The following is a 12,460-nucleotide window of genomic DNA, read 5'->3' as shown; positions in this document are numbered from 1 at the left end:
TGGGCCGCTTGCCGGCGCGGCGCGGCCGGGTGTTGCTGTTCAGTTTCAGCACGCGCAACTCGTTTGTGGTGCTGCCGCTGGCCCTCAGTCTGCCGCCGGGTTGGGAGGCGACGGCACTGGTGATTGTGGTGCAGGCGCTGGTCGAGCTGATCGGTATGGCGATGATGGTGTGGGCCGGGCCGCGCTGGGTGATGCGAGAGGGGTGAGGGCGGCGGGAATATCGCTTTGCGGTCTCGGCGCAGGTAGCGGCACACGTGACGTTGTTGATACGCTCGATAGTACATTGTGCTCAATGATTGACACTCAAAAATACCATTAATAGGCTTGTAAAAAAGTTATAACTTCATAGTATCAGAAAGTCTTCAGCGTTCTCGGCGCTCTCTGCGGTATATATACTCCATTACTGGCACAGATCACCGAGGGTGCAAGGCAACTGCCGCTACGGTAAGCGCCTGCTCATCCCATCACCAGATTAAACAGGTACCCGACCAGCACGATCCCGCTGGCGACCACGCCAACGAACACCGCGATCAACTGCGGCTTCAGCACCCGCCGCAGAATGATCAGTTCCGGCAAGCTGAACGCTACCACTGCCATCATGAAGGCCAGTACCGTACCCAGCGCCACTCCCTTGGCCATCAATGCCTGTACCACCGGGATCACGCCGGCAGCGTTGGAATCGAGCGACACGCCCAGCACCACCCCTGCCGGCACTGACCACTATGCCTCGCGGCCAAGGATGCCGGCCAATGCATCTGCGGGCACGTAGCCGTGAATGCCGGCCCCGATGGCAATCCCGATCACTACGTACAGCCACACCTTGCCGGCAATCTCGCGGGTATTCTCCCACGCGCCGGCAAACCGCTCAGCCCACGTTGGATCTCGATCGCATCTGCCCGCCCCCCTTGATCTGCCAGACAAACTCTTCTACGTACTGTTCTAGCTTCAGCCGGCCAATAATCACACCGGCCACAATTGCCACACTCATCCCGGCCACAAGGTAGAGCAGCGCCACCTGCCAGCCAAACATCCCGAACAGCATTACCAGCGCAACTTCGTTCACCGTCGGCACGGCGATCAGGAACGAAAAGGTCACGCCGAGCGGAATGCCGGCCCAGACAAACCCAATAAAGAGCGGCGCTGCCGAGCACGAGTAGAACGGCGTCACTACGCCGAGCGCGGCAGCCAGTACGTTCCCGATCCCCTCGCGCTTGCCGCCGAGCAAGGCGCGGGTGCGTTTGGGGCTAAAGAACGAGCGCAACGTGCTGATCACAAAGATCATTCCGCTCAGCAGCAAGAGAATCTTCGGCACATCGTACAGAAAAAAGGTGACTGACTCACCCAAATGCGAGCCTGCGGCTAATCCGATCATCCGATAGGGCAGCCAATTGGCCAACGGTTAGATGAGGTTGTACGCGATCAACCAGCCGATGGCGGCGATGATAACAACAAACTACGCTTGGGTGGAAGTGCGGCGGGATGGGGTCGAGAGGGTTTGAGCCATGATGGATGCCTCTGTCTGATATGATAGGTTACTTTGATTGAGAGATCGTGACCCCACCCCCTACCCCCCTCCCCGTTTACGGGGAGGGGGAACGTTCTCCCTCCCCCCGAGGGGGATGGCGGGAGTGGGACACTACAGGCAGCCACGGTAAATAAAGTACACAATATGCAAAAAATCGCATATCTACCCGGAAAAAGATCGGGCGACCACGCCCGCGGCTCTCAGCTATATCACTTCAACCAGCCAGCAATCTCCGCTTCCGAGGGGATACGTCCGGCGGAAACCAGCACATTGTTGATGACCAAACCCGGCGTGCGCAGCACATTCCAACGCATGATCTGCGCATAATCAGTCACCTTCTCAATCTCAGCCGCGAGCTGGCGCTTTTGCACCACCGCGCGTACCCGCTCTTCGAGGTTGCGGCAATTGGCGCAGCCTGAACCTAACACCTTCACGTTGATCATTGTCGTGCTCCCAGTTCTTTCACAGCAATCGTCGTCGTACAACGCGGGCAGGGCTCACCCCGCCGGCAACGGTTGCCACGGTTCATCCTCGCCAACCGCGGCCCGCGCCATATCGAGCAGATCGAGCACCTCGCGGCGGACGATCTGATAATAAATGTTTGGCCCGTCACGGCGGTCGCTAGTCAAGCCGGCTTTCCGTAATACGGCCAGTTGTTGCGAGACATACGCTTGCCGCAGGCCGAACGTCGCTTCGATATGGCAGACGCACGCCTCACCACTGCGCAAAATCTCGAGGATCTGGATGCGCACTGGATGCATGAGGGATTTGAACAGGCGAGCCTGTTTGCTTGCGGTGGCCTGTGGCATAATTGCCATAATATGCGATTGTTTGAATGTGATGGTGAAATCTGGCAACCTGATAGTGGCGGGGCGCTAATGATTGGGCAAGACGTTGCTAAGCGCCGGCGCGCGTTGCACACCGCTGAAGACGCGGGGGAGCGTTTTACCGCAGCGGACGCAGAGGACACGGGGGGAATTTCTTACCGCAGCGGACACAGAGGGCGCAGGGGGAGCTAAAAGTCCTCTGCGCCCTCTGCGGTAAAAAAACCAACTGCACCTTCTGCGGTAAAAAAGCCCAGATGGCTGCGCAACGAAAGTCCATGAGCAGCGGTTTCTAAGGGTGTGTAGCAGAGACGATTATTCACATCACACCTGCTACACGCTCTACGAAACACGGTTGCACAAGAAACGGAGAGTACTCGTATGCTGATGAATGCCATGAGCGGGCAGGTGATTGAGGCAGCAATCAAGGTGCATTCGGCGCTTGGGCCGGGCTTGCTGGAGAGCGCCTACGAGGCTTGTCTCGAATACGAACTGAGAAAACGAGGGTTGCAAGTGCTGCGTCAGGTGGTGTTACCAGTAACCTATGATGGTGTACAGATGGATGTAGACTATCGCTTGGATCTGTTGGTCGAAGACGCTGTTGTGGTCGAATTGAAAGCGGTCGCAGCCATCCTGCCGATTCACGAAGCGTAATTACTTGCATACTTGAAGCTTAGTGGCAAGCGATTAGGTTTGCTCAATAACTTCAATGTCTTGCACCTCAAGAATGGTATTAAACGTTTAGTAAATAAGTTATAGATTCGGATCATGTTCGATTACCACTGGGGGGCACAAGGAAAATTGACCGCCGAGAACGCCGAGGGCGCAGAGATAGGCAAACCTCCTCTGCGACCTCGGCGTTCTTGGAGATCAGCCCGTATACACTGCCGAACACGCGGAGGACGCACAGGCAGGTAACACCCGCTGCGCCTTCCGCGCTCTCTGCGGTAAAAAAACCTGCGCCCGCTGCGGTAAAAAACCTCTGCGGTCAGTAGTCTACTCTCCCGCGACTTTCCACTCACCGGTCACAACCCGCGCCGGCGCCGGCAGCCGGATCGAGAGCAACCCGGCGAGCACGACGAACGCCGCCGATGCCCAGAGGCAGGCGATCAGGCCGTTGTAGAGACCGCTTTGCATCCCCCATTGGTAGAGTGCGCCCGACAAGGCGGTGCCGGCGAGCCGGCCTAGTGCATTGGCCATGTAGTAAAAGCCGACGTTCATCGCGACTTTGGCGTCATCAGCGTAGGCGAGAATGAGATAGCTATGCACCGCCGAGTTGAGCGCAAACACAACGCCAAAGGCGAGCAGGCCGCCGGCCACCGCGAGGGTGGGGGCAAGCCCGGCGCTCAGCGCCAGCGCGATGCCCGCTGGAAAGGCTGCCAGCGCAAATGCTAGCCACATCGCGGTGCGCCCGTCAGGAGCGCGCGCCCCCGCCACTCGTCGCCGGATGAGCGCCGGGGTAGCGGCTTGCACAAAACCGTAGCCGATCGTCCACGCGGCCATAAAACCGCCGGCCAGCCAGAAGTCCCAGCCGAGCACAGTGATGAAAAAGACCGGTAAGCCGACCACAAACCAGACATCGCGCGCGCCAAAGAGGAAGATGCGCGCCGCGGCTAGCAGGTTAACCGCCCGGTTGGGTGAAAACATCTGCTTGAACTTCGCCTTCTTATCGGCAATTCCTAGATCGCCGCTGATCGCGCTGACCGCACCGATCAGTGCCGCCAGCACCAGCGCCGCCAGAATCAGCAGCGCCGTCTGAAAGCTGAGCAGGCTGAGCAGTAGCGCCCCCACAAAGAAGCCCAACCCCTTCATCGCGTTCTTCGAGCCGGTCAGCACACTCACCCAACGGTAGAGCTGGCCCTCGCCCTCGCCCGCCACCAGTTTCACCGCGCTCTTCGACGACATCTTGGTCAGGTCTTTGGCGATGCCCGACAACGCTTGCGCCGCCATCACGTAGGGCCCAACCAGCAACGACGGCGGCGCGAAGGTCAGCATGCTCAGCGCGACCAACTGGGTGGCCAAACCGAGAAAAAGCGTCGTCTTTAGGCCAAAGCGCGCGCCGAGATAGCCGCCGAACAGATTCGTAATCACGCCAAAGATTTCGTAGAACAGAAAGAGCGATGCCACCGCAAACGGCGAATAGCCAAGCTGGGCAAAATAAAACAGCACCAGCATCCGGATCGCGCCATCGGCGAGGGTATCAGCCCAATAGGCCGCCGTCACCAACAGATAATTGCGCCGGTCAGCGCGCTGCTGTTCAGCGGTGACCGCCACGCTAGCAGATTGGGCTGGTTTCATAGCGCCATCGCCACCTTTCGCGCTAGTTCCACATACCGGTTCGGGTAGCCCCACTCGTTGTCGTACCACGCATAAATCTTCACCTGCGTGCCGTCAGTTACCATCGTACACAGCGAATCGACAATCGCCGAATGGGGATCGGTAACAAAATCGATCGACACCAGCGGGCGTGTCTCGTAGGCCAAAATGCCCTTCAGCGGGCCTTCGGCGGCGGCGCGCAGCAAGCCATTCACTTCAGCGACGGTGGTAGGCCGCGCCACCTCAAACACACAGTCGGTCAGCGAAGCGTTGAGCAACGGTACGTGCACGGCCTGCCCATCAAGCTTACCCTGCAATTCAGGGAAAATCAGCCCGATCGCCGTAGCCGAACCGGTCGTCGTCGGCGCCAGCGACAAGCTCGACGCCCGCACCCGCCGCAAATCTTTGTGCGGCTGGTCATGCACGCTCTGGGTATTGGTCGAGCTATGGCATGGTGGTGATCATACCGTGGCGAATGCCGATCCCCTCGTGGATCACCTTCACCACCGGCGCTAAACAATTGGTCGTACACGAAGCCGCCGTCAGCAGATGGTGGCGGGCCGGATCGTACCAATGATCGTTCACGCCCATCACCACATTCAGCGCCTCACCCTTTACCGGCGCCGCCACAATCACCTTCTTGACGCCGGCGGTGAAATAGGCTGCCAACTGCTCAGGGGTGCGAAACTTCCCCGTCGCTTCGAGCACAATCTCGACCCCGGCGGCGGCCCACGGCACTGCACTGGGGTCTTTGATCTGGCTATAGCCAACCGGCTTGCCGTCAATCACCAACTGGTCGCCTTCACCGTGCGCCTCGCGCGACCAACGCCCATGCACCGAGTCAAAAGTGAGCAGGTGCGCCGCTACCGCCGCATCGCCACTGATCTCATTGACATGGGTAAACTCCAATTCCGGCCACCCCCACGCCGCCCTCACCGCCAGCCGCCCGATCCGGCCAAACTCGTTGATCCCAACCCGCACCGCCATAGCGCCCTCCTCATTTATATCAATTTTCATTGATATTATATTCGATGCGGCGAGCAAAAGGAACCCCGCCGGGCAGTGCGGGGTGGGAAGGCGGCGCTATTGATCCAACTGCGTGAGAGTATTGGCGATTTGTTGGTGCAGCAGGGGAACATCCTGCGTTGCCGTAATCCAAACAATCCGCCAGTCTACTGAAAAGTAGGCATGCACGGCAATATTGCGGAAGCCGACAATGTCGGGCCAAGGAATGCCGGGATGCTTGTCAGTGAATGCTTTGGGCAACCGGGCAGCAGCTTCGCCGATGACAATCAGCTTTTGCAGGACAGCGCTTTATCGTAACTCGTCCTGCATAAACGACGCTTCATCAATGCCTTGCAAGAATCGCTCGATGGCATCAATGGCAGCGATAATATCAGTGAGGTAAAGCCGTTCAGACCGCATAGATAACCTGCTCTTCGCGCAGTATCGTCTCACGCAGCAACGGCTTCAAACCACTGCGCGGCACGAGATCAACAGGTCTGCCGATCAGGGCAGCTAATTCGCGTGCCATTCGGCTGAGGGTAAGGAAGCCTACCGCTGCATCCGGTTCGAATTCGACCAGCAGATCGATATCGCTATCCGGCCGGAAATCTTCGCGGAGCGCCGAGCCAAAGAGCGACAACCGGCGTACCTGATAGCGGCGACAGAAAGCAGCGAGTTCGGTTTGGGGAAACGTTATCTGGTTCAGCATCATCATTGCCTGTTATGGATGATTGTCCGCTTATAGCAGCATTATACATGACCACTCCTCCCTTCTCTGCGCTCTGTAAGCAAAATCCCCGCGCAAGAGCGCGACAACACGGGCTAGCTATGCTATAATTTCTCACAATCATACGTTCTATATTGGTAGTATGGCCATGAGCGACTTAATCACGATAAAAGGCAGCCGTGACGGGCTACGGCTTCGTTTAGACGCCAACGCTGCGTGGCCGGAATTGCTCAGCCGGCTGGATCATCATCTGGGTGAACGGCGCAGCTTTTTTCACGGCGCCAGTTTGGTGATCGATTTGGGTGAGCGTGAGGTGTCGCCGGCGCAGCTCGATGAGATGTTAGCGCTCATTCGCCAGCATGGGGTGCAAGCCACTGCGATCGATTCGTCGGAGCGGGCCACGCGGGCAGCGGCGCGAGCGGCGGGTTTGGCGGCGCGCCCGTTGCCGCGTTACACCGAACCGATGCCGGCGGTTGAGGCTGAAGCGCTGATGGTTATGCGCACGTTGCGTTCGGGGCAGGTGCTGCGCCATACCGGCCATATTACCTTGATAGGCGATGTCAATCCGGGGGCTGAAGTGATTGCCGGCGGGAGCGTGGTCGTTTGGGGCCGGTTGCGCGGCTTGGTGCATGCCGGCGCGCTCGGTGATCAGAGCGCTATTATCTGTGCGCTCGAATTGACGCCGACCCAGTTACGGATTGCCGATCTGATAGCGCGCGCGCCTGATCGCGATAAGGTGAGCCGTCCGGAGTTTGCGCGGGTGATGGCCGGCGAGATCGTGGTTGATGGATGGGAATCGTTCAAGCGTTAGCGGGGTGGTATGGGGCGAGTCATTACCGTCACTTCGGGCAAAGGGGGCGTTGGCAAGACGACGACCACTGCAAATCTAGGCACGGCGCTGGCGATGCGTGGGGCGCGCGTCGCGGTGGTAGATGCCGATATTGGCCTGCGAAACCTTGACGTAGTGATGGGGCTCGAAAACCGCATCGTCTACGATCTGGTGGATGTGGTCGAGGGCCGGGCACGGTTGCGGCAGGCGTTGATTAAAGATAAGCGGTTGCCTGAGTTGTGCCTGTTGCCCGCCGCGCAGACGCGGGATAAAGACGCGGTGAACGCGCAGCAAATGATCGATCTGACCAACCAACTGCGCCATGATTTTGATTTTGTGCTGATCGATAGCCCGGCGGGGATTGAGGCCGGTTTCCGCAATGCGATTGCCGGCGCCGATGAAGTCATTATCGTCACCACGCCTGAAGTGTCGGCGGTGCGCGATGCCGACCGGATTGTCGGGCTGGTGGAGGCGGCCGAGAAAGGCCCGCCTTCGTTGGTGATTAACCGGATCAAGCCGCGCCTTGTTAGTCGGGGTGAGATGTTGTCAGTGGAAGATGTGCTGGAATTGTTGGCCATCTCGCTGCTCGGCATCGTTCCTGAAGACGAGACGATTGTGATTGCGACCAACCGCGGCGAGGCGGTGGTCTACGATCCCAATTCGCTCGCCGGGCGCGCCTATATCAATATCGCCCGACGCTTAGCCGGCGAAGATGTGCCGGTAATGGCGATCCCTGATCAGCAGGGGATGCTTGAACGGCTGCTCGGCTTGTTCGGGCGGCGGCGGACATAGCGGAAAGGAGAGCCTGTGTCGTTTCTGAACGGCCTTTTCGGTCGAAAACGCGACTCGAGCGCCGAACTGGCCAAGCAACGGCTGTTGACGGTGCTGATCGACGACCGCTATAAATTAACGCCTGAAATGATGGCGCAGATGAAAGCCGATCTGGCGGAAGTGTTGAAGCGCTATTTGCCGGCGATCGATGCCGAACAGATCGAGGTGACGCTCAGCCGGGGCGAAGCCCACGATCTGCTCAAAGCCGATGTGCCGCTCCGCCGTGCGCCCGATAGCCATCCAAACCGCTAGGCGTCGTTCGCCGTTACCGCTATAATGAAGGGCGACGAATCACAGCATCTGTGATTCGTTCGCCCGTTTCACGTTGTAGGCGGGTGCTGCTATATCCATGCAGTGTTGCATCGTCTAGGAAATCGCCATGGATGCCGAATCTCGCCCAATCCGGTTTTCGTACCAAGCGAAATGGATCAGCAGCGCCATCGTAGTGGCGCTGGCAATTTTGTTGTTGATGGGAGTAACCCATATTTTGCCGCCGTTTATCGGTGCGATTATTACCGCTTATTTGTGTAATCCGCTCATTGGCTGGTTGCATCGTCGCACCCAGATTGGGCGCGCAATCTGGATTGTTGTGCTGTATATTGTGGCCGGTTTTGCGCTCTATAGCCTGTTTACCGCGCTGTGGCCGCGCATTGTGCAGCAGAGCCGCGATTTGGCCGCGAATGCGCCGGCGATTGTTCGTGAGTTGACGATTTTCTTTGAGCAGAATCAGTCGGTGAACGTTGGTGATTCTGTGATCAGCCTCGCTCCGCTTGAGGCGCAAGTGATTAGTTTAGTGCGCGATGTCGCTGGTTGGTTGAGCGGCAATGTGCCCAAGATTGTCTTTTCGGCCATCGAAAGTATGATTTATCTGTTGGTGTATTTGATTATTACGTTTTATTTGTTGTTGCAAGCGCCGCAATTGAAAGCATGGGCGCGCAATTTGATTCCGGCACCGTACCGGCGCGAGATTGGCCAGCTCGGTTCTCAGATCGATCGGGTGTTCAGCGCCTATATTCGCGGCCAATTGATTTTGATTGTGATTATGTCGGTGCTGCTCTACATCCCGCTCTCGATTTTACAGGTGCCGTATGCGCTGGTGATTGCGGTCGCCTCTGGCGTGCTCGAAATTTTGCCGATTATCGGGCCTTGGTCGGCAGCCGGCATTGCTATGACAGTGGCGCTGTTCCAGCCGGTGACGCCGTTCGGCCTCTCGAATGTGGCGTTGGCGGTGTTGCTTGGTATCATCTATTTCGTTTTGCGCCAGATCGAAGACCATTTCATCATTCCTAATGTGATGGGGACGCTAGTGCGCCTGCATCCGGGGGTGGTGATTTTTGCCATTTTGGCTGGCGGCGCGCTGGCCGGCGCGTTTGGTCTGTTTATCTCGATCCCGATTGCGGCTGTGATCCGGATTTTGCTCAGTTATATCTACCGGAAGTTGACCGATCAGCCCGAACCGCCATGTGACGCCGATCATCCGCTGGTAATGGCCCAACCCGAACCGGCGACCGGCGAAGTGGCGTTCAGTTCAAAAGGATGACGCGATGAAGTATTGTTCGCTTGATAACGACGCCGGCACGCTGTACTTCTACTTTCTCGATCTGGAAACGGGGCAGGTGGCGGGGATGATGGAATACCCCGCCCATCTGCTGCTCGATGCGCAAGGGGCGATCTTCGGCTGCCGGATCGATCTTGACGATGAGGTGATTCTCAGCCAGCTCGATCTGGCGCTGGATGGGCCGTACAATTGGCTCGATGGCCAATACGGCCACCTCTACATCCGCATGGCCGATGAAGAGCCGGCTGAGGTGGTAGAGCTGGCCGAAACTGCGGTGCTCGATCTCAACGCCGGTGATCTGGTGGTCGGCGTCGAGCTGATGTTGCCTGACGAATGGCGCACACCCGAACGCTTGGCCCGGCTGGCCCCGCTGTTGGTGCCGTTCGATGGCGAAGGGCCGGTAGTGTTTGGGCCGCCGGTGACTGTCGATGATGCGACAGTCGAGGAAGCCGTGCCGCCGGAGCTAGCTGCCATCCCGCCTGAGCCGTGGCGTTCCGGCTTCGTTGCGCTGGTCGGTAAGCCGAATGTCGGTAAGAGCACCCTGCTCAATGCGTTGCTGGGGGAAAAGGTCGCGATTGTCTCGCCCCGTCCGCAAACCACGCGGGTGCCGGTGCGCGGCATCCTCACTCGGCCGGGTGAGCAGATTATCTTCATTGACACGCCCGGCATTCACGAGCCGGATCACCGGCTGGGCAAGCTGATGGTCGAATTGGCCGAGCGCACCTTGCCCAATGCCGATGTGATCTGCTTTATGGTTGATATTAGCCAGCCGCCGAGCAAGCTCGACCGTATGATTGCGCAGCAGGTGCAGCGCGTGCGTGGGCATAAGCTGCTGGTGCTCAACAAAGTCGACCAGAAACCGCGCCAGCCCGGCGCTGATTATTTGCCCGCTTACCGCGAACTGGGTGAGTGGGAAATGGAGATTGCGATCTCGGCTTACCGCCGGCTGGGGTTGGCTGCGTTGCTGAGCGAGATTAGCGCGCGCTTGCCGGCAGGCCCGCCGCTCTACCCGCTTGACCAGATCACCGACCAAAACGAGCAGCAACTGGCCGCCGAGTTTGTGCGCGAAAAGGCGCTCTTCTACCTGCAGCAAGAGGTGCCGCACGCGATCGCGATTGAAGTCGAGGAGTGGATCGAGAAGGAGACGGCTACCTATATCCGCATGACGATTAATGTCGAAAAAGAGAGCCAAAAGGGCATCCTGATCGGCGCCGGTGGTGGTATGCTGAAGAAGATTGGCAGTGCTGCCCGCGCCTCGATTGAGCGGATGCTCGGCCGGCCCGTCTTTCTCGATTTGTGGGTCAAGGTGCGCCCGAACTGGCGCGATGATCCGTCGGCGCTGGGATGGTTGGGGTATCGGGCGAAGAATTTTCTGTAGGTGGGTGCAGGTGTCTTGACGCTAGTTCGTTGGCGATGAATATTGTGATAGTGCATACACCAGATTATCGCATGCGGTCGCTCCGCTGCCGCGTTCTCTCTACAAGGGTGGGGGCGCAGTGTATAGCGCAACAATCTATGCTACGATAAGCGTGAGTACGGTTGGCAACGTTGCGTTGATTGGCTGTGCGTTGGTGGTAGCGCAGCCTGTCCGATATGGCAAGCGGGAGGTGGCCTGCCGCACGCCACAATGGCCTGTCAGAGCTGGCAAGCGGGAGGCGGCCTGCCGCCGCGCCACAATGGCCTGTCAGAGCTGGCAAGCGGGAGGTGGCCTGCCGCCACGCCACAATAGCCTGTCTCGCTCTCGCATGGTGATGCTCATTGGTCGCCGCATGCTGCGATAATGTGAGCAGAACCATCATGATGCAACTTTGCCGCCGGCAATTGCGTATGATCCGTTAGATTGGCGAACGATTGTACCGCAAGGCACGCTGTAACGATGGCAACCCGCCGCTCGCCTGCTGCTACAAACTGGAGAGATATGGCCGAGGTGACTGAAATCCTCTGCCCAATCTGCCATAAGCCCAACCTGCGGCGGGCGCGGTTTTGCCAGCACTGCGGCCATGATGTGGTGCTGAACAACGATCAGCCTACCGATCATCGCCGCTACATCATTACCCGGATTATCAAGCGCGGCGGGCAGGGGGCAGTCTACGAGGGCATTGATCAAGACGGCAACGTCTATGCGATCAAAGAGATGCTCGACCGCTTTGCTGACCCCAACGAGCGGGCCGAAGCGGTGGCCCGGTTTAATGCCGAGGCAGAGTTGTTGCAGCAGTTGCGCCACCCGCGTATTCCCCGTGTCTACAGCCACTTCACCGATGAGGGCCGCCACTATCTGACGATGGATTTCATTCGTGGCGAGGATCTCGAACAGATCATCGAGCGCGAAGGTCGCATTGATGAGCAGCGGGTGCTACGCTGGGCCGATGAGATTTGCGACGTGCTGGGCTATCTGCACGGCAAAGGGCTGATCTACCGCGATATGAAGCCCTCGAACGTAATGATCGAGCCGGGCGGCGATGTCAAGTTGATCGACTTCGGCATTGCCAAGGTGTTCAAGCCCACCGAACGCGGCACTCAGATCGGCACGCCGGGGTATGCGCCGCCTGAGCAGTATCAGGGGTTGGCGACGCCGCAGTCGGACATTTATGCCTTGGCGGCGACGTTGCACCACCTGCTGACCGGGCGCGATCCGACCAAAGAGATGCCGTTTTCGTTTCCGCCGGCCCGTGCGTTAGTGCCGGGGATCTCTGAGCGCACCAGCGCCGCGCTGGAAAAGGCGTTGCAAAAAGCAGCCAACGATCGCTTCGCCACGATGGATGAGTTTCGGGCAGCGTTGATTCCGCGCGCGCAGCCGCAATCGGCCCAAGTGCGGGTGGCCTCGCCAGCGGCAGCGCCTGCGCCG

The 12,460-nt window shown here is 58.7% G+C and carries 11 protein-coding genes and 4 pseudogenes; 8 read left to right on the top strand and 7 right to left on the bottom strand.

Annotation, left to right across the window (positions count from 1 at the left end; genetic code table 11):
* Nucleotides 1–206 (top strand): annotated as a pseudogene (locus U9R81_RS06085) (arsenic resistance protein); the annotation flags it as partial.
* 250 nt (nucleotides 207–456) lie between these two features.
* Here the strand turns inward: U9R81_RS06085 and U9R81_RS20040 are convergent.
* From U9R81_RS20040 to U9R81_RS06065, 3 genes and pseudogenes are all read right to left on the bottom strand, one after another.
* Nucleotides 457–1,444 (bottom strand): annotated as a pseudogene (locus U9R81_RS20040) (permease).
* Between the two features lie 290 nt (nucleotides 1,445–1,734).
* A complete protein-coding gene (locus U9R81_RS06070) occupies nucleotides 1,735–1,968 on the bottom strand; it encodes a thioredoxin family protein (protein WP_322494617.1) in 234 nt (77 codons plus the stop codon).
* A 54-nt stretch (nucleotides 1,969–2,022) separates the two neighbouring features.
* Entirely contained in the window at nucleotides 2,023–2,286 is a 264-nt protein-coding gene (locus tag U9R81_RS06065) for a metalloregulator ArsR/SmtB family transcription factor (protein WP_322494616.1), read from the bottom strand.
* A 444-nt stretch (nucleotides 2,287–2,730) separates the two neighbouring features.
* Between U9R81_RS06065 and U9R81_RS06060 the strand changes: the two are divergent.
* Nucleotides 2,731–3,108, top strand: a pseudogene (locus U9R81_RS06060) (GxxExxY protein).
* A gap of 237 nt (nucleotides 3,109–3,345) precedes the next feature.
* Here U9R81_RS06060 and arsJ read toward each other — a convergent pair.
* From arsJ to U9R81_RS06035, 4 genes and pseudogenes are all read right to left on the bottom strand, one after another.
* Entirely contained in the window at nucleotides 3,346–4,647 is a 1,302-nt protein-coding gene (gene arsJ / locus U9R81_RS06055) for an organoarsenical effux MFS transporter ArsJ (protein ID WP_322494615.1), read from the bottom strand.
* Nucleotides 4,644–5,652 (bottom strand): annotated as a pseudogene (locus U9R81_RS20035) (ArsJ-associated glyceraldehyde-3-phosphate dehydrogenase). Before U9R81_RS20035 ends, arsJ begins: the two are co-directional and overlap by 4 nt.
* A 96-nt stretch (nucleotides 5,653–5,748) precedes the next feature.
* A complete protein-coding gene (locus U9R81_RS06040) occupies nucleotides 5,749–5,970 on the bottom strand; it encodes a DUF86 domain-containing protein (RefSeq protein WP_322494620.1) in 222 nt (73 codons plus the stop codon).
* A 109-nt stretch (nucleotides 5,971–6,079) separates the two neighbouring features.
* Nucleotides 6,080–6,379 (bottom strand): nucleotidyltransferase family protein, encoded by a 300-nt coding sequence (locus U9R81_RS06035; protein ID WP_322494612.1) that lies wholly within the window; start codon nucleotides 6,377–6,379, stop codon nucleotides 6,080–6,082.
* 166 nt (nucleotides 6,380–6,545) lie between these two features.
* Here U9R81_RS06035 and minC point away from each other — a divergent pair, with 166 nt between their 5' ends.
* From minC to U9R81_RS06005, 6 genes are all read left to right on the top strand, one after another.
* Complete coding sequence (gene minC, locus U9R81_RS06030; protein ID WP_322494611.1) at nucleotides 6,546–7,208, top strand: septum site-determining protein MinC; 663 nt, start codon at nucleotides 6,546–6,548, stop codon at nucleotides 7,206–7,208.
* A 9-nt stretch (nucleotides 7,209–7,217) separates the two neighbouring features.
* Entirely contained in the window at nucleotides 7,218–8,018 is an 801-nt protein-coding gene (gene minD, locus U9R81_RS06025; RefSeq protein WP_322494610.1) for a septum site-determining protein MinD, read from the top strand.
* A 15-nt stretch (nucleotides 8,019–8,033) separates the two neighbouring features.
* Complete coding sequence (gene minE / locus U9R81_RS06020) at nucleotides 8,034–8,309, top strand: cell division topological specificity factor MinE (RefSeq protein ID WP_066785746.1); 276 nt, start codon at nucleotides 8,034–8,036, stop codon at nucleotides 8,307–8,309.
* Nucleotides 8,310–8,436: 127 nt separating this feature from the next.
* Nucleotides 8,437–9,597, top strand: a complete 1,161-nt coding sequence (locus U9R81_RS06015) for an AI-2E family transporter (RefSeq protein ID WP_322494609.1) — start codon at nucleotides 8,437–8,439, stop codon at nucleotides 9,595–9,597.
* Between the two features lie 4 nt (nucleotides 9,598–9,601).
* Nucleotides 9,602–10,993 carry a GTPase Era gene (gene era, locus U9R81_RS06010; protein WP_322494608.1) on the top strand — a complete coding sequence of 464 codons (1,392 nt, stop codon included), beginning with the start codon at nucleotides 9,602–9,604 and terminating at the stop codon, nucleotides 10,991–10,993.
* 540 nt (nucleotides 10,994–11,533) lie between these two features.
* A partial coding sequence (locus tag U9R81_RS06005) for a serine/threonine-protein kinase (RefSeq protein WP_322494607.1) occupies nucleotides 11,534–12,460 on the top strand: 927 nt, incomplete at its 3' end.

Source organism: Chloroflexus sp. (assembly GCF_034435895.1).
GTDB lineage: Bacteria > Chloroflexota > Chloroflexia > Chloroflexales > Chloroflexaceae > Chloroflexus.
This window is presented reverse-complemented; position numbering and strand designations above follow the sequence as displayed.

Coding starts and splice junctions, on each gene's coding strand:
- U9R81_RS06070 (WP_322494617.1), bottom strand. CDS start 1,968: ATGATCAACGTGAAGGTGTTAGGTTCAGGCTGCGCCAATTGCCGCAAC.
- U9R81_RS06065 (WP_322494616.1), bottom strand. CDS start 2,286: ATGCATCCAGTGCGCATCCAGATCCTCGAGATTTTGCGCAGTGGTGAG.
- arsJ (WP_322494615.1), bottom strand. CDS start 4,647: ATGAAACCAGCCCAATCTGCTAGCGTGGCGGTCACCGCTGAACAGCAG.
- U9R81_RS06035 (WP_322494612.1), bottom strand. CDS start 6,379: ATGCTGAACCAGATAACGTTTCCCCAAACCGAACTCGCTGCTTTCTGT.
- minC (WP_322494611.1), top strand. CDS start 6,546: ATGAGCGACTTAATCACGATAAAAGGCAGCCGTGACGGGCTACGGCTT.
- minD (WP_322494610.1), top strand. CDS start 7,218: ATGGGGCGAGTCATTACCGTCACTTCGGGCAAAGGGGGCGTTGGCAAG.
- U9R81_RS06015 (WP_322494609.1), top strand. CDS start 8,437: ATGGATGCCGAATCTCGCCCAATCCGGTTTTCGTACCAAGCGAAATGG.
- era (WP_322494608.1), top strand. CDS start 9,602: ATGAAGTATTGTTCGCTTGATAACGACGCCGGCACGCTGTACTTCTAC.